This window comes from Pseudomonas sp. SHLD1 (assembly GCF_028640935.1).
GTDB classification, from domain to species: Bacteria; Pseudomonadota; Gammaproteobacteria; order Pseudomonadales; family Pseudomonadaceae; genus Chryseomonas; species Chryseomonas aestiva.
Map to the genome: position 1 here is coordinate 1 of NZ_JAQZAD010000013.1, position 19,366 is coordinate 19,366.

Annotated in this window: 14 protein-coding genes; 3 read left to right on the forward strand and 11 right to left on the reverse strand. The window is 56.6% G+C overall.

Features of this window, described 5'->3' with window-relative positions; translation table 11 throughout:
- Window positions 1–532: 532 nt before the first annotated feature.
- Window positions 533–892, forward strand: coding sequence for a nuclear transport factor 2 family protein (locus PVZ77_RS05525; protein WP_273805824.1), 360 nt, complete (start codon window positions 533–535; stop codon window positions 890–892).
- On the opposite strand, the gene PVZ77_RS05530 is transcribed toward PVZ77_RS05525, so the two are convergent.
- The 9 genes from PVZ77_RS05530 to PVZ77_RS05570 form a co-directional block, all read right to left on the reverse strand.
- On the reverse strand, window positions 893–1,522 hold the full coding sequence (locus PVZ77_RS05530) for a recombinase family protein (RefSeq protein WP_273805825.1): 630 nt from the start codon (window positions 1,520–1,522) through the stop codon (window positions 893–895). It lies immediately after the preceding gene.
- A gap of 483 nt (window positions 1,523–2,005) precedes the next feature.
- A complete protein-coding gene (locus PVZ77_RS05535) occupies window positions 2,006–6,013 on the reverse strand; it encodes an NACHT domain-containing protein (RefSeq protein WP_273805826.1) in 4,008 nt (1,335 codons plus the stop codon).
- 364 nt (window positions 6,014–6,377) lie between these two features.
- Entirely contained in the window at window positions 6,378–6,602 is a 225-nt protein-coding gene (locus PVZ77_RS05540; RefSeq protein ID WP_273805827.1) for a hypothetical protein, read from the reverse strand.
- Between the two features lie 190 nt (window positions 6,603–6,792).
- Window positions 6,793–7,239 (reverse strand): hypothetical protein, encoded by a 447-nt coding sequence (locus PVZ77_RS05545; RefSeq protein ID WP_273805828.1) that lies wholly within the window; start codon window positions 7,237–7,239, stop codon window positions 6,793–6,795.
- A gap of 683 nt (window positions 7,240–7,922) precedes the next feature.
- The gene (locus tag PVZ77_RS05550; protein WP_273805829.1) at window positions 7,923–10,166 is read right to left on the reverse strand and encodes an SNF2-related protein; all 2,244 of its coding nucleotides are present in this window, start codon (window positions 10,164–10,166) and stop codon (window positions 7,923–7,925) included.
- A 116-nt stretch (window positions 10,167–10,282) separates the two neighbouring features.
- Window positions 10,283–11,731: a DUF6094 domain-containing protein gene (locus PVZ77_RS05555; protein WP_273805830.1), complete on the reverse strand. Its 1,449-nt coding sequence runs from the start codon at window positions 11,729–11,731 to the stop codon at window positions 10,283–10,285.
- Window positions 11,732–11,831: 100 nt separating this feature from the next.
- Window positions 11,832–12,410, reverse strand: coding sequence for a hypothetical protein (locus PVZ77_RS05560; protein ID WP_273805831.1), 579 nt, complete (start codon window positions 12,408–12,410; stop codon window positions 11,832–11,834).
- 66 nt (window positions 12,411–12,476) lie between these two features.
- Complete coding sequence (locus PVZ77_RS05565) at window positions 12,477–12,842, reverse strand: hypothetical protein (protein WP_273805832.1); 366 nt, start codon at window positions 12,840–12,842, stop codon at window positions 12,477–12,479.
- Between the two features lie 75 nt (window positions 12,843–12,917).
- The gene (locus PVZ77_RS05570) at window positions 12,918–13,550 is read right to left on the reverse strand and encodes a DUF3275 family protein (protein ID WP_273805833.1); all 633 of its coding nucleotides are present in this window, start codon (window positions 13,548–13,550) and stop codon (window positions 12,918–12,920) included.
- Window positions 13,551–14,015: 465 nt separating this feature from the next.
- On the opposite strand from PVZ77_RS05570, the gene PVZ77_RS05575 reads away from it, so the two are divergent.
- Together PVZ77_RS05575 and PVZ77_RS05580 are read left to right on the forward strand one after the other, a co-directional pair.
- Window positions 14,016–14,279: a hypothetical protein gene (locus PVZ77_RS05575; RefSeq protein ID WP_273805834.1), complete on the forward strand. Its 264-nt coding sequence runs from the start codon at window positions 14,016–14,018 to the stop codon at window positions 14,277–14,279.
- A 193-nt stretch (window positions 14,280–14,472) separates the two neighbouring features.
- On the forward strand, window positions 14,473–16,098 hold the full coding sequence (locus PVZ77_RS05580; protein ID WP_273806319.1) for a methyl-accepting chemotaxis protein: 1,626 nt from the start codon (window positions 14,473–14,475) through the stop codon (window positions 16,096–16,098).
- A gap of 413 nt (window positions 16,099–16,511) precedes the next feature.
- Here PVZ77_RS05580 and PVZ77_RS05585 read toward each other — a convergent pair whose 3' ends face one another.
- Both PVZ77_RS05585 and pcaB read right to left on the reverse strand, forming a co-directional pair.
- On the reverse strand, window positions 16,512–17,837 hold the full coding sequence (locus tag PVZ77_RS05585) for a cation:dicarboxylate symporter family transporter (RefSeq protein ID WP_273805835.1): 1,326 nt from the start codon (window positions 17,835–17,837) through the stop codon (window positions 16,512–16,514).
- A 72-nt stretch (window positions 17,838–17,909) separates the two neighbouring features.
- Complete coding sequence (gene pcaB / locus PVZ77_RS05590; protein WP_273805836.1) at window positions 17,910–19,265, reverse strand: 3-carboxy-cis,cis-muconate cycloisomerase; 1,356 nt, start codon at window positions 19,263–19,265, stop codon at window positions 17,910–17,912.
- Window positions 19,266–19,366 lie beyond the last annotated feature (101 nt).

Below are 19,366 nucleotides of genomic sequence, written 5' to 3' on the forward strand. Positions count from 1 at the left end.
TCGCAGCAGATCGCCGGGGCCAGTCGTCAGCTGGCGGAGCTGGCCGAAGACCTGGAACGACGCATGAGCCTGTTCCGCACCGCCAGCGCCTAAATATCCGGCAACGCCCTCAGGCTGAACGTAGAACGGAGCGCGGGGCGCGCTACTCGATGCCAGGTCGCAAGCGATCATTGCTCGGCTGGCCGCGCTTAAATGAAGTCAGGCCTGAAACGCCGGCATCGCGGTAACACAGCACCCGGCGGTGAACCTGCCGGGTACTCAGCTGCACGCGCCGGGCTGGTGGGCGTGAGCAGACGCTCGGTCACCGCCTGGATGACTTTGAGGCGATCGACTTCGCGTAGGATCATCGTGATCCGCTCGTAGGCTGACATCCCATCGCTCCACATCGGCTGGAAAGCCGGTAGGCTAGCCGCCAGGCGTGATCAGGACATTTCTATTTGGCTGGATCGCGACATTACTATTTGGCCGTAACACACCGTCTGCGCATAAGTAGAGATTATGGTCAATTTGGGCTGTACGTAAGGTCATCAAAATGGACGAATTACTAGAGAGATTGCGGGGACTGGAGGTCACACTGCATGCTGGTCAGCGCCACTGCCGGGACTGGCTTGAGCAGGTACTGCATCCTGAATTCAGCGAAATCACAAGATCCGGCGCGATGGTCAGTCGAGAGCAAACAATTGACGCCTTGGTTAGGGAGTCGTCCGAATCGAGGTTCGTAGCGACCGATTTCCAGCTTACTTTTGCCGATAGGGATAGTGCTCTTCTGCGATACCGCACCAGCCATTCAGATGGTGGGATAGCTCAACGCTCGTCTTATTGGGTGCGCTTGGATGTCGAACGTTGGACCCTGATTTTCCATCAGGGTACGACAGCAATGGCAGGCAAATAGCTACAGCGCCGTTACCTGTGTCGCCCTGCACCGGTTGACGGTGCTGGTCGAGCACTCCAATAGCCTAGCCGTCCCCCGCACCGACATCCCCCTGGCCAGGCATTCGCGGATCCGCGAATGCAGCTGCTCATCCCTCGGTCGCCCTTTATAGACTCCCGCCGCCTTCGCTTTGGCGATGCCCTGGGCTGCCCGGGCGCGGCGCGTTTCGTAGTCCTTCCTAGCAAACGCCGCCATGAACTCCAAGAACATCTGGGATAGAGCCCGCGTCATCCACTCTTGCAGGCCATCGCCACCGGCCGCCGCCGGCCGGATCAGTGCATGGGTCAGTGGTAGATCGAGGGAGACCACCTGCAGGCCCGCCCTCGCGATCCGATCGCGCAGCTGGTCCCAGGTCGCACGGTCAAGCCGGGACAGTCTGTCAACTGCTTCCACCAGCAGTACATCCCCGGGCTCCGCGTCGGCCAGCAGGCGCAGCAGTTCGCGACGATCCAGCAGCGTGCCAGAGGCGTTCTCGACATAGGTCGCCGCAATCCGGGCGCCATGCTCGGTGGCGAAGGTGCGTAGCGTCTCCTTCGCGCGGGTGGCGTCTTGATCGTCTGTCGAGGCTCGAAGGTAGGCGCGAACGAACATGGCGGCTCCGGTGTAGTCGTTTGGCGTCTCGAAATATACACGTAGTCGTTTGGGTCTGTCTGACTACTTTTCGCCACGCCTGGAGCGATAATGAAAGGTGTAGCGCGTGAGGTACGGGTAAAAGCACACGACTAAATTGGTAGCCACGGACTCCAAACGCCACCTGAGCACCAAGTTTTCGACGGTCATGGTTCTCTTGGTTGGAGCATGTAGGCTCAGTTTCGAATTTCCAAAAATTAATGGGGTCTCTCCGGCGAATAAGAAATAACCTATTTCATGGTGGAAAGAGCGGCGACCCTGATGGTGACCGTGACGATAGATTGATTCGTCATGCGCTCAATTTGATAGATTCAACTCTACTGTACGATCATGACCTCCGGATAATGCTTGAAGGAAAATACTGAGCTGCTACGGCGACGTGGCCGACGCTGGATCTAGTGTAGTTGGCAAAAAGTTTTTGTTAGATATTCTTTGGACGCTCGCTTATTGTTTCTTCTTAGAGACATCTAGAACGAAGACGTCGATCAAGCCCTTTAATCTGTCCGGGAGTGTATTCTCTAACCTGTCTTTGAGTTCCATAGCATGAGAGATACCATGCCTTTTTAAGCCTGCCACCGTCTCGTCAGCGCCGAACCAAATTACTAAATAGATGCCTTGTTGCTCGGCATCGGGGTGGATCGCGTACAGGTTGCCAAGCTGATTTGAAGCTGCTTCGTAAAGCTTGGGATGCCATTGCCCCTTAACCTCTGTAACAAGCAAGCGTCTCTTTCCCGCTAGCACTTTTGCAACTGTAAAGTCGCAGCGCTTGTCGTGTTTTAAATGGTGCTCTGGTGTGATAGTGATGTTCTTAGGCTCTAGGATTAGACTTAGCCTCTCTGCAATGAGCCGAGTGCACGGCTCTTCATCTAGCCTTTTTGTTCCAGCGTAGAAACGCTCTGCAGTATTGAACTCGCCTCCGTCGATCGCACTCTGCAGTTTCGATAGCTCCTGTAACACTATTTGACGTAAGCCTTCGACCGTGATGACTGCGTCCTGATCAAGCATTTGAACAATTTCGTTGGGACTTGGCGGCTTGAAGTTACTAAGTGCTTTCTTGCGTGCCAGGCCTGACAGTATACTTCGCATATCCCTGTGCAAGTCTGCATAAAGGGCATTGCTCAGCATGTTTTTAATCACCGGGATAGCGCATTCAGGATCATCGGCACTCATTGCCCAGATGATATCCTTCAAAAAGCGGTATGCTGTCTCTTCATTCGGGCTGCCTGTCCCCCATGAGCTTGGTAGCGGTACTTTGGGCCAATGCGGAAGGAACGCTCCGAGAATCACTTCTACCTTGTCTGATGTAAGGCGCGGCCATGTCTGATTGTCGCTGCGGCTCATACTCCCTGATCGCTCATTGAGCAGCAGAATATTGTTCTTATCGGAAATCAGCCAATTCCAATATGGGGATTTATTGCTTTTTAAGAAGTATATTGCGCGCATAAACCAAAAAGAACGCCGCTCTTCTGGAGTCTCCGATGTCAGCTCTGAAGAGCGGCAGGCTATAAGCTCTTCCAAACGTTCCCTGTCAATGTATTGCGCGGCAATTTCAAATAGAGTGTCAAGCGCCGGCAATGGCATTAGATTGATCGTGCACAGCCAATCATATGCTAATCTCGCGGCAACGGGTTTAAAAACCGGATTGTGACGTAACCAATGAACCTGTGGGTGTTGGCAATTAGGGTCGCGGAGCTGTGGCTCTATGTACTTTCGGCAAAAGCTTTCGACTTCTTCATCAGTGGAAAGGGCTAAACGGTTTACCTCAGACTCTAGAGCATTTCTATCGTCCACTTTGACTGCGCTGTAATGCATGTCTAAGTTTGTTCTAAGCGCCAGGAGTAGTTCAACTGGGACGCAGTTCAGATTGCCATCCCTCCGAAGAATCTCTAAGCAAGCGGCATATAATACGGTCTCTGATTTTTGGTATTGAGAGGCGCAATGAAGCTGCGCTAACTCTGCTAAAGATGGAATTTTCGGTGCGATGAAGTCCAAGCAGTTTCGAAGACCATTCCTGACGATGCCTTCAATGAAGAACTGCTCTTCGATCTTCTCCGGCTGCATAAGTATCAATTCAGAAAATCTGATCAAGCAGCCCAAATGACGTCCCCGTTCTATAAGTTCGCGGTTGTCGTGGACATATTTGATATTGGCGGCCCGTACTTCATCTCTCCGCCTATTGCGCCTCTTGACTCGCCGCGAAGGTCGAAACCTTGGAATGCGGTGCTGCTTATTAAATTTCGCGTCATCTCGGTTTGACTTTATCCAGGCGCGCATGAAAGCTGGTTTGACCGCCGCTTGTTCACGCATATGCCGTCGCATTAGGTCCGGTCCCCACTGCGTTTTGTCTCTGTAAATTTGATGCCTTGCAATAAATGCCGTCCAAAGCTCCACGTTATCGATTTTGAAGGCGTAATCGGCTATGAATTCATAGTCTTCTTTCTGAAATATTAGGCCGGAGTGTGAGTGCCAGTCGAAATGGTTTGTCTTAGTTTCAAATATGTCGTTCCTGTCAGTTAGCCCGCCGAAGACTTGTTTAATGATGCCTTGCCTCAACTCTCTATTTGATTGTAGAACTTCAACTGCCTTGCTCTGATCCGCAAGAATATTATGGTGGAAGTTCAAGTTTCTCACCCATTGCCATATTTTTCTTGGGTCGTAGGGAGGTGATGACAGCGCAAAGAAACGATCGAGAAGAGAGCCAGCGATTTTGCTTATGCCGTTCCTGCAATTACACTCGAAGTTCCTTTTTGTGCATATGCATACTAAGCCTTTTGTCAAGCCGTTCAGCAGAAATTCGGCAGTAGATAAATTAAATTGGCCGACTAAGCGTTTTATAAAATAGCGCGAGCCAATTTTCTGTTCAATGTGTTCATTGTGGGCTGGGTATAAATAAACACACGCTCGAAGGTAGTCTAATAGATATGGATCGCTAAAGGCGATTACGCCGCGTCTCTCAATGACCTTCGCAACTAGCTCGAGGGACGTATGGCTTGCCTCAACGATAAGAACGGCCATGTCGCCCAAATGATCGTAAACGTTACCTTGGTCAAGCAAGCAGTTTAATGCCATCAAACGTCCATGTTCACCTTCTTTTGGGGAAAGAGCGAGCGCTCGCAGTTCATCAGTCAAGTGCGTGATTGCGGGTGATCCATTCAAAAGCTCGAGCACCAAGTCTCGCAAGTGACCATCAGCGCCTTGCGTGAGCAAAGGTCTTATTTCGTCGATAACTTCGGGCGTAAAAAAATCTGCGACGCTAAACCTGCGCCAGAATTCACCCCTACGGAAGTAGGGGTCTTTTCTTTCGATGTCCTTGAGCCGATTGATAAGTTGCTTTTTTGAAGCCGTTTCTAACTGTGACGGATCACCGTTGGCGAGTACCGCGTACGGGTCAAGGTCAATTGCCGCCTTCTGGATTGATTTATTGCCCAGCGAGGCCATCCATCCAAGCAGGCCACGCAGCTCATCGCGTACCGTCAAATTGGGCGCAATGACAGACAAGCACTTCTCAAGTGAAATCGTATCAGCTGGGTCGCTGATCCGCTTTGTAAGATAATTTGCAGCAGCGTACTCAGAGATGATTTTGTGAGCCGGGCGATGGGTATCAATACTATCGCCGGGCTTGAACATACGCGTTGCGAGAATAGTCGTTATGGAGGAAGTATCCGGAGAGAGGGATCTTAGGAACGGATATAGCGGGTCTTCACTAGCTTCACTTGTAGTTACGCCCTCTGCGCCGGAAAGCAGTAGTTTTGCGAATATTTCGGACGTGGCATCTACTTTCTGAGTGGCAGATAATGATCCGCCGAAATTCCTTACGGTTGAATTCGTTTCTTTGGCGAGACGTTCTAACGCTAGTGAAAAAATTGATTTTTTATCTGTGAACTTGTGTCCACTCTCTACATACGCGTCTGCGAACAACTTTAGGAATTGCGGATTGGGCAACAGCGCTTCTAGGTCAAATCGTACAACTTCGGCGTGGAACGCTGAGAAGTCTTCTTTTGGACTGTGATTCTCAAATATTTTGCGCTGCTCGTTCTCGGTGAAATCCGCTAGCCTAGCAACTAGCGGCGTCTCGCCAAAAAACTCTTGAAAGGCGCTATTTGCAGCGTGGTCCCATTCGCTTGATCTACTTGAAATCGCCAGATGTGTAGGGCTGTTACGTTGCGCAATTGCAAGCAGCTTGTATATACCACTGGCATCCACTTTGGCTAATTCGTCGTATGCATCAATGAGTATAGGAAGGCCTTTTATCGATTGGGTTGTGTTAGCAAATCGGTTTGCGGTGATAATTTGGGTTCCTAATTGCTGGGCTAAACTTTCCATGAGGCGAGTTTTGCCCGCGCCAGGTTCTGCGAGTACAACAAGAAAGCGTGAAGCTGCCAATAACGACGCTTCGTTATAGGTTTTATATTTTGAGTGTAGCGTTCGGGGAAGGTAGAATTTTGAGGTCATGATGGCAAGAGATGGTGTCCGGAACGCTATTAGGATTTAAGTTAGTGAAGGTTTCCACTGTTTTCGTCGGTATTAGGCAGCGTTTAAGGACGTTAGCGTTTTAGCTAGCCGCAACGCTAACGTCCTTAAGGTTTGTAGCAAACGATCGCGCCTGGCCCCTCGTGTCGAAATGACTCATGATGCTACGTTTGACACGGATGGATCCTGTAGATCGATAGCTGTGATTATCGCGACACTGCATTCATGTGATAATTATTTTTTGAAGACTTTGAAAGCTCATTGCTGTCCATGACGATAGCCAAAGTGTGGTCGTTGATCCATAGCCAAAGAACAGCAACCGTACCACCTGCTTATGATAGATCCGCTACAACCGGCGTGCTGCCTGCTGCAGGGTGTAGATGTTGTAGCCCGTCTGCAGGAAGACGATGGTCGGGAGGTCCGGCAGATCCAGCCCAGTTTTCACCAGATCTACGGTGGTGATCAGTACGCCGCCGGCGCGATCTACATGGTTGAAGATCCAATCCTCGCATCCGGCGGTGTCCACTGTGGCAAGCAATACCGCTACCTTCAGACCGCTCGGCTCGAGCACCTGCTTGAACCATCTGATACTGCTCCGAGTGCTGCGGTCGCAATGTACGCCAGTACATTGCGACTAAGCGCCTTATTTTGGCAGCACTGCTTTTCCGGTGCCTCTTGCTTGAGGATCGTTAGGTCATTGTCGAAGATTACGTCGACCCTAGCTATGATTCTTCAGGTCTCGTGGCGTCTCACCACCTCACTCAGTTCGGCATGTCATCGAGTTTAATATCGTGCGTGATGTCTTGGGCTTTCCTCCAAACTGAGGGGCATTCCAGCTTGCCAAATATGTAGCCTAAACGCTTGTCTGGAATAGCTATAAGTGACTTCTCGCCTTCGAGGTATGCTACTAATGCATCTTTAATATTTGACACTTGGCATGCTTTTGCCGGGGCGTGGAAGCTAGCATCCACTAGCTGCTCTCTTATAAATCTTTCAGCCCAATCTGTTTTTAGTGTTGCCTCAAGGAGGCTTATTGGTGATACGGCTAGCATTGCGAAACATACAGGAATCGCGAGCCCGGTACTAAGGGTTTTAATTGGCTGTTTTTCGATTTTGGCGCCATGCCCAGTTAAGAGTGGATTGTTTTTTTGGTTTAGATCAATCACTATGGTTTTAAATAGAGTTATGGCATATATTGCAAGAAACATAAAAGAGAAGCTGATTGCCCACGCGATAGGGCCATGATAAGGCTTAATCTGGCTAGCGCTGTTGGAAGATCGCTAGCCCTGATTCCGATAAGGTTGGATATTAAACTCTCAGCGTAACTAGCGGCTCGGCTCGTATTTATGGCAGCACTTACAGCCATTAGGAAGGCCCATAAAGGGCGAAATTTTTTGTACCCCAACGCGATAGCAGGAGAGCTGAATGCATAGATTACTGAGGCTGCAACAATTAACAGCATCAAAGGAAGCATTGTAATACGTAGGGTCATTGTTCTCGACCCAGTTAGCTGCACGTAAAAAACTAAAGGCGTTAAAACTACTAATGATGTGCTTAATATGACTAAGAACTTTATGTCTGAGCTGCAATGTCGGAATCTGTTTAAAAGGTAACCAGCAAGGCTTTTTTTTGTGAATCCTGTTCTGTCGGCATATCGTCTAAGCGAGCCCGTGACGAAAGGTATATAAAAGTACGTTACAATCAATATACACAGTGTTTTCATTATTTAACTTATGCTTGATGCTTAAGGATTGGTTTTGAAAATTGATTTTGCATCGAAGAATGATATTTGGGAAATATTCACTCTTGTTGTTGCGGTTTAGGAGGATTGGTGGCTAGTCGTTCAGGAGAAAAAATCAGCAGGACAGCCCCCTCCGAAGAGGGGCCGTTTTCATCCATTGACCAGTTGCCTAGCCAAGGCCATCTCGATCGAATCACCATCCTGGTTCAGCGCATCGAGTCCTGATTCTGGAACGTCTCCCGACGTGCTCTGAGCCACCGCGATCTTCTTGGCCATCAGCTGCAGGCAGGTAATCTGCGAGCTGCCGGCATAGCCGAAGAACAGCACCCGTACCGCTTGCTTCTGACCGATCCGCCACGACCGGCGCGCTGCCTGCTGCAGGGTGTAGACGTTATAGCCTGTCTGCAGGAAGACGATGGTCGGGAAGTCCAGCAGATCCAGCCCGGTCTTCACCAGCTCCGGGTTGGTGATCAGGACGTCGACGCCACGGTCGACCTGGTCGAGGATCCAATCCTCGCGCCGGGCCGTGTCCACCGAAGCACGCAGTACCCCCACCTTCAGACCGGCTTGCTCGAGCAACCGCTTGAGCCGACTGGTCGTGTCCCGGGTGCCGCTGTAGACGGTGTAGGCCAGCACCTTGCGGCCCAGCGCCTTCTCCTGACGGCACAGCTCGATCAGCGCCTCCTCCTTGGGGCTGGCCTGGTCTTCGTCAAAGATCGCATCAACCCTGGCCAAGGTGTCCCGGGTCCGAGGGTGTTTCACCACCTCCGGCCGGAAACAGCAGTCCGGCCAGGCCAGCAACACATTGAGCACCACCCCAAGTAGCGTGGTGTCTCGCCGTGCCAGGGCCTGGCGGAGCTCCGCGGTCAGTTTGCCAGCCAGCTGCCGATAGGCCGCGTCCTGGTGCGACTCCATCGGGATGTCGACGAACTCCTCCTGGTACGCCGGCAGCACATTGCCGCCGATGTCCTTGAGCTTGAGAAATACGGTAAAGGGCAGCACGAAGCGGTGGATGCCTTTGGGGCCGAAGCCTGGGGCCTTCACCGTCCGTACCGAGAGCTTCTTGCCTCGGGCCGTCTTGTGCGACTGGCTGTCGCGCTCGGTGTAGATGTCCTTGAGCACGCCGTGGTCGCGCATGAACGACATGGCCGCGGGGGCCATGCTGCCGCGCGCGTTCGGTCGGTAGCCGTCCTCGATCATGCGCCGGGAGAGGATCCGGAACAGGAGGTAGAACAAGTCGTCGGCGTAGCCGCCCATGAGCGTGCCCGTCAGCAGCAGCGTCTTGCGCGCTTTCGCTGCCAGCACCCCCATGGCCTGGCCCTGGGCCGAACCGCTGTTCTTGTACTCGTGTCCCTCGTCAACCACCAGCAGATCGAAGTAACCGTCCGGGAGGTAGCGCTTGATGAACTCGGTTGGCTGGTAGCCGCCCTCACCGAAGCCGAACTCCAGGTTGGCCATCGCCCGCTCCATGCGCTTGGCCTGGCGGTCACTGAAGACGAAGTTGCCCTTGGCGTCCATCAGATTGATGAACTCATGGACGTTGTCAGCCAGCATCGTGGCGAGAAACTCTTCGCCGAAGTCCGCCACCAACTTCTCGGCCCGGATAGGGCCAATGGTCGGTATGCGGCACATCGACTTGAGGATCACGCTGTGTCTGTCACCGCCGGCGGTCTTGCCCGGGCGCATCAGCGTCCAGAGGGGCGCCTTGCACTTTGGGCACTGCCGGCGTCGCTCTTCGCGCTGGAAGTCCTCCAGGGTGAGGTAGTTGCCTTCCTCGTCCTCGAGCACGCGACCACAGTCTGTACAGCAGGCCAGTCGCCGTCCGCCGGCGGCGCGGCGCGTGCCGCACGCCAGCCGCCAGTGAAAGCCCATCCGCATCCGTACGCGGCCCAGGATGAAAAACTCCTGACGTCCATCGTACGGCTCGCCCAGGGCCTGGCGGAGCTTGAGCAGCTTCACCAAAGTGTCGGGTCCATTGAGCACCCAGACGCGCGCGCCCGGGACGGTTTCCAGGATCTCCCGCCGCCACTTGTAGACCAGGTGAGGCGGTGAGACGACCAGGGTACGGCGATAGCCTTCTGCGTGGAGTACAGCGGCCACGGCGATGGCCATCATGGTCTTTCCGGTGCCCATCTCGGCATTGATTATGCCGGCGTGTTCGCCGCGGTCGAGCAGCAGCGCGGCGATAGCCTGGACGACATCGGCTTGCGCCGGGAAGGGTGTGCGTTTGAGAGCCGCCATCACGGCCTGGCGCCCGGTGTGAGCGGCGCCGGCATAGACCGGTGGGTTGGAACGGTTGAGTGAGTCGAGCAGACCCTCGCCGAACTCGGCGATGAAGTCGGTCAGGCTGACGGTGGTGAGCAGGGCCGGTTGGCCAGCGTTGAGGTCGGTCATGTGGATCTCCTGGGATGAGAAACGGGCACGGCCGACCCCGGATGGGTATCGGCGTACCCAGGGGGTGGAAGTAATAGGATGTCGAGTAACAGCATGGCCGCCGGCGGCGGGTCGGGTTAGTAGTCCGAGGGCAACAGCAGCGTGGTCACGCTGCGGTCAGCTTCGGTGATGATCCAGAGCCGGGGCTCATCGGACATCGGGGTGTCGTAGCTAGAGAACAGCCGATTGCCCAGCTGCAGGGCCTGGTCATTGCTGTGCTTGTCTTCGTGGTCAAGCTCGCCCCAGTCCGCCTGCAGGTGACGCCGCAGGTAGGTCACGGGGTTGAGCTCACCGCGCTCCACCAGCTCGCTCACGGCTGCCGTAATGACGATCCGACCAGGGTCGAAGCGTCCTGCCGGTGGCCGGAGTGGTTCAGGTGCTGCCGGTGCGGGTGGCTCGGCCGCCGGCGCCGACGTGATGGTCAGGACCTGTCCCAGCGTCTGAGATCCCGGTGTCATGTCCCAGGCCCGGATCACGGGCACGAAACGATCGGTCAGGATCCTCGACTCCAGGACGTTGCCATCCTCATCCTCGGTGAATTCGGTGCGGCTGACCTTCTCCTTGTGGGTGTCGCCCTTGAGAACCAGGACGCGCCCGTTGGGAGAGGTGACCACGCCCGAGATCGCTCCGGCCGCGAGGGCCAGAGCCAGGTGCCACTGCGACAGCGCCTTGACCGGTGGGCGTGGTACTTGGCCAGCCTGGCCAAAGTGCAGGGTGAAGTCGCTCCAGAGTCCGCCCAGTCGACCTGTCTCCAGGGCGAGCTGCTCGGGCTCCAGGGTGACGCGGTAGAAGTGCTCCAGCTCCGTGACGGCGGCTGGCACTCCATAGGGTTCCCCGAGCCATACCTCCGGTAGCGGTTCGGCCGAGGCCTCTCCGCTACCGATCGCACGAAAGCGCTCTCGGGTTGCCTTGACGTCAGCGGGTCTCGCCAGGTCCTGCCGGCGAATCCGGATGCCGAAGATCACCACCTGCTTGAAGGTCGGATCCGCGGCCGTGTGGATCCGCAGGCCGGTGAAGTGGTTGCAGAGCCAGCCACACAGCTCATCGTCCAGGACGTAGTGCGGCACGATCAGCACCAGGGTACCGCCGTACTGCAGCAGCGGTAGCGAACGCTGGTAGAACAGCTTCTCCAGTCGCCGGCGGCCGCTGCCCTGATACTGGGTGGCGCCGCTGTGGTCGGCGACCAGGTCGCCGTAGGGTGGGTTGAGCCAGAGCAGCCCAAAGGCCTGCCGCGTGACGATGGTGTCCATGAGGTCGCCCTGCACGACGCGATCGAGCAGACCGCGGGCGTGCTCGGCACGCTCCCGGTCGTACTCCACCGCGCAGGCCTGGACGCGCTCACGCCCGAGGGTATGAGCAGCTTCCGCCAGGGCCACACCTTCGCCGGCGCACGGATCGAGGATCCGCATGGCGCTAATAGAGGCAGGGCTCAGGGCCTGCAGGGTACGTTCGAGTGTGACTTCATCGGTGGGGTAGTAGCCGTTCTTGGCGAAGTTGCGCGCCAGGCGCGGAAACATCAGTGCCATGGGTAGAGCTCCTGTTGGGCAAAGTTAAGGAACGTTAAAAACGTTAAAAACGTTAAAAACGTTAAAAACGTTAATGAGTAAGGGGCCGCAAGCGGCCCGATCAGGAGGTGGTGAGCTGGCCCGCGCGGATGCGCTGGCCAAGGTGGTACTGCAGCTCGTCGAGCTTGAGTCGAAGTCGCCAGCCGGCCAGGTCGCCCAGGGCGCCGGGTAGGCGCTCGAGCATCTGCTCCTGCAGGAGCAGCTCCATGACCGGTCCCTGCCAGTGCGGCAGGAGCGGAAGTGGGCAGGTGTCGACCACCAGCGGCCAGAGGCTGGCCAGGGGGTCGATGTTGTCGCGCACCAGGGCGTAGGCGAGGTGATTGGCGCGATCCGGTACCGCGCAGCGCCCGTCGAACAGCCAGACGTGAAGCAGGCTGCCAAACAGGGTGCCGCGCAGCTGGCGGGTCGTTCGTTTCTCCAGTCGCTCAGCGTCCGGAAAGACCGGCACGCTGCGGCCGCTCTGGACCAGGTGGAATTGCTTGAAACCGCCTTCGCTGCGTCCCAGGGTGAGTCTGGCCAAAAACTCCTGGACGGCCGTGTCGCGGCCCCAGGCCGAGAGAAAGATCAGTCTCCGCTCTTCATCGCAGACGCAGGCGTCCACCAGCAGATCGGGGCACTCATCGATAGGGTAGAGGGGCATCGTCAGCTCCTGAGGGAGGCAACGCGCCCAGGGGGCGGTTGCCCCGAGGTGGGTGAGAGAAGGCGCTCAACGCGCCGCGTGGTATCGCCGGACGCCTTCGCGCCATTCGGGGTTGATGCCGTGGGTGGCCCTGGGCAGGAAGTGCAGCGGGCAACTCCAGTAGAAGGGGCCCGAGCTTTCGTCCAGGGACTTATGGCCCCATTGACCACCGTGAACGTCCAGTAGGACACAACCGATCAAGACGCAAGCCTCACCGGTGGCGACGCCGGGAAAGACGCCATCGCGCTTGGGTACCAGCCTCACGACCTGCCACAGCACGTTATCGACCAAGTGATGATCGATGACCGTGCGGGTGCAGTGGTCGGTTTCGCCGTTAGCGGTCAGTTCGGCGATCAGAGCATCGCGCGTGGGGTGAGAAAACAGCCAGCCCATAGGGAAGGTCCTTGAGTGATGGCCAGGCCTTCCTGCTGGGAGAGGTCCCAGCCGGGTGTGGTTGTAAGGGTGAGCTCAGGCCGCGCGATTCCAGGCCTGCGACTTGAAGTCCATGGTGTAGCCCAACTGGCCCAGCCGCTGGCATTGCTGCCGGAGGCGTTGCCGGTCGACCGTGGAGTCCAGCCGCACGGTCTCGCCAAGTGGCCAGACCGTACCAAAGAGCTCCTGGTCAGCATCATCGACATCCGGCTCAGGTGTCAGCTGAGTAGAGGCTGGCGATGCCGGCATCCCGAAGGGTGCGTTGTCGTCTGCAGGCGCTACCGGAGCGCTGGCAGGCCTGGCGGGACGAGAGGATTGTGGTCGCGCCTTTGGCGGGGGCGCCGCGACAGGTTGCTCTTCATCGAGCGGATCCGGCGACTGCGCATCGATCTGCGCATTGTCGTAGGCCGTCAGGGTGTCGAGGTCCTCGAGCACCATGCTGTCCAAGCGTGCGCGAATCTCGATGACCAGGCGGCCGCCGGTGCTGTAGGACGATGCACGGATCTCGGTGATGACGAACTCGCCGCGGTACTTGCCCTCGACGTGTTGCTCGAGAACAGCGTCCTTGATGACGAATTCGCCGATAGAGGTAGAGATTCGGCCGACGTTGAAGGCGCCGTTGCGTCCCTGGATGGTGCGGATGGCCAGGTGGCCGGGGATCTTGATCATGGCGGTCCTCGTGAAAAGGGGGGCACGCCATGCCCGACAGGGAATGGGTACCCTGTGGGAGAAAACGGTGAAAGGTGCATCCATCGGCGGAGCCGACCGCTTGCGCTACCGGATGCTCGGCAAGCTTGGGGTTGAATCAGCGCAGGGCGCCGTGGTCTTGAGATCCTGACCACCTGGGCATGGCTGACAACGTCAGCGGCATGTGGGATGAATTCTGAAAGCGAAGATGAACGGGGTCAAGAGGTAACACTGCTTAGAGACAACGTTTAGTCGGCTGATCCTGGCATGCATCCGTCGGGTCCTTGGGCTGATTGAATCCTCATCGCCTGCGACGCATCCGTTCGCTGGGGTTACTACTCTCAGATTTACTGATCGCGGTCTACGGTCAAAGTTATCGCTTCGCTTGAGCGAGCCGTAGGGGGGGGGTGTGAAGCTATGAAATGTTGAGTCAAGAGAGAGAGCACAATGGACGTCGATCGTGATTCGCGAGTGTTGGCTTACGTAGTCGGTTTTTTCCCACCCGACTACAGTATCGATGTGACGATCAACCGCTCAGATGACAATGTCGCCCCTCTGGTCACTATCAGGGCTACCGATCCATCACATAGAAAAAGCGTGTCTTATCAGGCCCAGCTTCACCAAGTGATGGACATCAGCTACATGCAAGATATTGGCTTGTATCTCATGTACCGAATGCGCAAGGAATTAGCGAGCTTCCAACGCCGATGACTATGGTGCGCTCATGCTCAACCTATCGTGGTAGGCGGCGCTGATTACCTGTCCAGCAAGTTCATTGGTCTGCGGAGTTCCTACCAGTAGGCCACCCTAGCTCAGCCCGCCATGGAGCCGCTGGTAAGAAAAGGGTAAAGAAGATGACCGCTTGGTCGAGACGTTGGTATCAAATCACAACGGACTCAAGACCATGTCGCTCAGATCATTCTCGATTGCCATTCGCAGCGTCATTTGCTTTGGCCTTTTGGCCGCTCTCGTCGCGGGACTAGGCTTGTTCGGACTATCCCAGCTCTCCCATCTGCGCGAGAAAGGATTGATCTTAGAGCGTGACACTGTGCCTAGCATTGTCGAGGCAGATCAGTTGGCGCTGCTGCTCGTACGTACCCGTGTAGAAGTGCTTCGGATGCTCGCTGTGCCAGACCCTGTGTCGGTTGCAGCAACGCGGAAGAAGATTGAGGCCCTTAACGTCAGTGTCGATAGCAGTTTCGACAGATATAAAAGGCTCATAAGCAGTGATGCGGAGCAGAAGGCCTACGACTCCTTGTTCCAGGCACACCAGGCGTATGCTCAATATATCCCTCAAGTCATGCAACTGATGGCTGATGGTAAGCTCGATGAGAGCCGTACGCTGGTCCAGACGTCCATGGCGGCTCTCGGCTCGCAAATCAATGATCGCGTCGAGGCGCTGCGAAAGATCAGCGTGGATATTGCTGAAGTCATTACCCAGCAGTCTGATAGCGCCTACGCTCGTGCCCTGACAGTGACGTGGGTTGCCATCGCAGCAGCGATAGGCCTGACGTTGCTGTTGGCTTGGCGGCTAACTTGGAGTTTGACTCGCCCCATCGCTGATGCCGTTAAGGCTGCGCGTACCATTGCGAGCGGTGACCTTTCACACAACCTTGATGTGAGCGGTAAGGACGAAGCCGCCCAACTGCTACAGGCCATGCAACTGATGCAAGGCAATCTGCGTGACACCCTGGGTCACATAGGACATTCCGCCACTCAGCTCTCAGCGGCCGCGGAGGAGATGACGGCGGTGATGCAGGAAAGCGCGAACGGTCTGCAGCAGCAGAACAGCGAGATAGAAATGGCCGCTACTGCGGTGACTGAGATGAGCCAGGCAGTAGAGGAGGTTGCTGGGAATGCCAGCGTCACTTCTTCCGAATCTCGGCATGCCGCTGATACGGCGCTTCAGGGGCAGCGGCAGTTAGGCAATACCTTAGGCGCTATCGAGATCCTGACCGAAAATGTGTTGGGCGCAAGCGAGCAGGCCCGTCAACTGGCCGAGCAAACCCGCAATATCAGTCAAGTGCTGGACGTCATTCGCTCAGTAGCTGAGCAGACCAACCTATTGGCCCTAAACGCAGCCATTGAAGCGGCGCGGGCGGGTGAGGCTGGAAGGGGGTTTGCTGTGGTCGCTGATGAAGTCCGAGCCTTGGCATATCGCACGGGTGAGTCCACTCGTGAGATCGAGGTTATGATCGGAAGCATCCAGCAAGGCACAGGTCAGACTGTTGATGCTTTGCTGACGAGTGCGGATCAAGCGCGTCAAACGCAGGAGCAAGCGCAATCCACTAGCGTTGCCCTTGCCGCTATCGCCCAGTCAGTATCAGGTATTGATGAGCGTAACCTGGTGATCGCCAGTGCGGCTGAAGAGCAGGCACAAGTCGCTCGCGAAGTTGATCGTAATTTGGTTCGTATCCGTGATCTCTCAGTTCAGACTGCAGCCGGTGCGCAGCAAACTCGCGTTGCTAGCCAGCAACTCTCTGAATTAGCCGTTGAGCTAAATGGGCAGATCCGTCGTTTCCAGTTGTGAAGATAAAGGCACGTGCGGATTTGGTAATCGAACTCGCCGCGCTAGCTGCCCTCAACGTGTTGTTCAAGCACAGCGTCCATCGGCGTGGCAGACCGCTTGCGCTACCGGATGCTCGGCAAGCTTGAGGTTGGATCAGCGTAGGGCGCTGTGGTCTTGAGATCCTGACAACTTGGGCATGGCTGACAACGTCAGCGGCATGTGAGCCAGATTCTGAAACTGCTATGCTTGGTCAAGAGCGAACTGTGAGCAAATTTTCGAACGCAATGGTATGGGTGTAGGAAAGCAAAGGGACTATCCCTGCATATAGTTCGAATGAGTCTAGAATTTGCTCTTGCCGAATAAATCGCTGGTGAGCTGCCCTGTCTAGATTCGAAGCGCCCTTCGGAAGGCTCGGGCGCTTCAGTAGCCACTAGCTACAGGGCCTGGCTCGGCTGGCGGCCCAAGACCCGCACGTATTCCTCACGCGCCTGGCTTTCAACGAATTCGCCGGACCATTTGGCCACAACCACCGTAGCGACGCTGTTGCCAACGGTGTTGCACGTCGCGATGGCCATGGACATGAAACGGTACACGCCAAATAGCAGCGCCAAACCCTCTACCGGTAGCACGCCAATCGCGGTCACCGTGGCGGCGAACACCACGAAACTGCCACCCGACACCGCCGCTGCGCCCTTGGACGTCACCAACATCAGGGCGACGATGCCCAGTTGCTGTTCCCAGGTCAGGGGCACGCCATAGGCGTTGGCGATAAACAGCACGCCCAGGGACATGTAGATAGAGGTGCCGTCGAGATTGAAGGCGTAACCGGTGGGAAGCACCAAGCCCACGCTCTGCTTGGAACAGCCGAACTTCTCCAGTTTTTGCAGCAATCGCGGCAGGGCGCTTTCCGATGAAGCTGTCCCTATGACGATGAAGATCTCGTCTTTGATGTACTTGAGGAAGCGCCAGAGGCTGAAGCCGGACAGTCGACATACGGCGCCCAGGATGACGAAGATGAACAAGGCCACTGCCACGTAGAACATCAGCACTAGATTGGCCAGCGACAACAGCACGGCGGTGCCGTTGCTGCCGACGGCATAGGCCACCGAACCGAAGGCGCCGATGGGCGCGAACTTCATGATCAGGTTGATGAACTCGAAGAAACACTCCGACACCCGGTTCAGGCCGTCTTCTACCACTTCGCGGCGCTCTTGCTTGAGCGCCAGCAGAGCGAAGCCAAACAGCACGGCTATGACCAGCACCTGTAGCAGCTGGCCACCGGAGAAGGCACCGACGAAGTTGTCGGGAAAGATGCCGTAGATGAAGTCCTTGGTGGACACGGGTCCTTGGGCACCCTTGGCGATGGCGGCACTCGCAGCAGCTGCGGTACTGCTGCTGGGGTGGCTACCGTACATGTTGGAGCCGATGCTGAGCAGATTGCCCCAGATCAGGCCCAGCGCCAGCGCCAGGGTAGACACCACCTCGAAGTAGACCAGTGCGCGCCAACCCACCTTGCCCACGCGCTTGATATCTCCCGCGGACGCAATACCGTGCACCACGGTGAAGAACACCAAGGGCGCCACGGCGGTCTTGATCAATTTCAGGAAGATGTCGCCCAGAATCTTCAGGGAAGCTGCGAAGTCAGAAAACACCAGCCCGCAGACGATGCCCAGCATCATCGCGGCGACGACCTGGAAGGTCAGGTCCTTGTAGAAGGGCTTTTTGCTAACGGCAGGAGCCGTGTCGGTAGCTGCTGACATGGTATCGATCTCGTTGTTGTCATTATCGAATCGAAGCGAGACGCGCCGGCACTGTTCCGGCGCGAGCGGGATTTAGCGCCGTACCGAGCCCGGTCGAGCCAGCGCGCGATCAACCATCTCGGGCGCCAGGCCCAGGTAATTAGCGGGATCGGTCAGGCGCTCCAGTTCGGCACGGCCAAGGCGATCGCTGACGTCGCTGCGCCGCAGCAGTGCGTCGAGGAGGCTGACGTTTTCGTCGTTCGCCACTCGACATGCCTCGTAAACCACATCATGGGCAACCTGACGACCCAGTTCGGGCGCCAGCCCCATCATCACTGCTTCGGCGACGATCAGGCCTCTGGTCATGTCCAGGTTCTGGCGCATACGTTCGGTACGAACATCCAACCCGCCAAGCATGAACTTGGCCTGGTACAGAGAGGCTCCGGTAAGCGCAAAGGCTTCGGGAATGGCCACCCACTCTGCCTGCCAGGGGCCAGTGGAACGCTCGAAGTCCTGGATCATGGCGTCGAGCATCAGGCCAGCCTGCTGACGCACACCCTTCGCAGCGGCATACATCAGCTCGCAGGAGATGGGGTTACGTTTCTGCGGCATGGTGCTGCTGGCACCACGGCCCTTGACGAAGGGCTCATAGGCTTCGCCCAGCTCGCTGGTCATCATCATCATCACGTCCAGCGCAACCTTGCCCAGCGAGCCGGTGATCAGCGCCAGCACGTTGAGCGCCTCGGCCAGACCGTCACGAGCCACGTGCCAGGTAGCCTGAGGCACATGCAGGTCCAGTTCCTCCATCAGCGCTTCCTGGACCTCCAAGCCTTTGTCGCCCAGCGAGGCCAGGGTCCCGGCGGCACCGGCGAACTGTCCTACGAGAACTCGCTGACGCATTTCCACGAGGCGCTCTGCGTGGCGATCGAACATGCTCAACCAGACCGCGCACTTGTAGCCAAAGGTGATGGGCAACGCGTGTTGCAGGTGGGTACGACCGGCCATGGGGGTGTCGCGGTAGCGCTCGGCGAGTCCAGCGAGTAGACCCCGGACAGCCTGAACATCCCGCTCCACCAAGGCCAACGCCGCCCGGACCTGGAGTACGACGGCGGTATCCATGATGTCCTGAGTGGTGGCCCCCCAATGCACGTAGCGCCCCGCTTCACCGCAGATCTTCGAAAGCTGCTCCACCAGCGGCAGAATCGGATAGCCGACGATTTCCGTTTCGTGCTGCATGAGCGCCAGATCCAGCGCTTCGAAGCGTGACTTGGCAGCGATCTCTTCAGCAGCGGCAGCGGGAATGACCCCGCAGCGAGCCTGGGCTCGAGCCAGGGCGACCTCTACCTCGATATAGCGCTCGATCAGCGCCTGATCGGAGAAAACGCTACGCATCTCGGCGGTGCCGAACATGTCGCGGAAGAGCACGGAATCATAAACGGTGGTGGACATGCTACGAGCCTCGTTGTCGTTTTATATGGCGTACATTTGAATATGTACGTACATATTCAAAGCACGCACAGTGCTAGACTGTCAACCCGTCCGTTTCGAGA

Bases quoted from the DNA above. Each gene is read 5' to 3' on its own strand.
- PVZ77_RS05560 (WP_273805831.1), bottom strand. From the start codon at position 12,410: ATGCCCCTCTACCCTATCGATGAGTGCCCCGATCTGCTGGTGGACGCC.
- PVZ77_RS05565 (WP_273805832.1), bottom strand. From the start codon at position 12,842: ATGGGCTGGCTGTTTTCTCACCCCACGCGCGATGCTCTGATCGCCGAA.
- PVZ77_RS05550 (WP_273805829.1), bottom strand. From the start codon at position 10,166: ATGACCGACCTCAACGCTGGCCAACCGGCCCTGCTCACCACCGTCAGC.
- PVZ77_RS05570 (WP_273805833.1), bottom strand. From the start codon at position 13,550: ATGATCAAGATCCCCGGCCACCTGGCCATCCGCACCATCCAGGGACGC.
- PVZ77_RS05585 (WP_273805835.1), bottom strand. From the start codon at position 17,837: ATGTCAGCAGCTACCGACACGGCTCCTGCCGTTAGCAAAAAGCCCTTC.
- PVZ77_RS05575 (WP_273805834.1), top strand. From the start codon at position 14,016: ATGGACGTCGATCGTGATTCGCGAGTGTTGGCTTACGTAGTCGGTTTT.
- PVZ77_RS05555 (WP_273805830.1), bottom strand. From the start codon at position 11,731: ATGGCACTGATGTTTCCGCGCCTGGCGCGCAACTTCGCCAAGAACGGC.
- PVZ77_RS05535 (WP_273805826.1), bottom strand. From the start codon at position 6,013: ATGACCTCAAAATTCTACCTTCCCCGAACGCTACACTCAAAATATAAA.
- PVZ77_RS05530 (WP_273805825.1), bottom strand. From the start codon at position 1,522: ATGTTCGTTCGCGCCTACCTTCGAGCCTCGACAGACGATCAAGACGCC.
- PVZ77_RS05525 (WP_273805824.1), top strand. From the start codon at position 533: ATGGACGAATTACTAGAGAGATTGCGGGGACTGGAGGTCACACTGCAT.
- PVZ77_RS05545 (WP_273805828.1), bottom strand. From the start codon at position 7,239: ATGTTTCTTGCAATATATGCCATAACTCTATTTAAAACCATAGTGATT.
- pcaB (WP_273805836.1), bottom strand. From the start codon at position 19,265: ATGTCCACCACCGTTTATGATTCCGTGCTCTTCCGCGACATGTTCGGC.
- PVZ77_RS05580 (WP_273806319.1), top strand. From the start codon at position 14,473: ATGTCGCTCAGATCATTCTCGATTGCCATTCGCAGCGTCATTTGCTTT.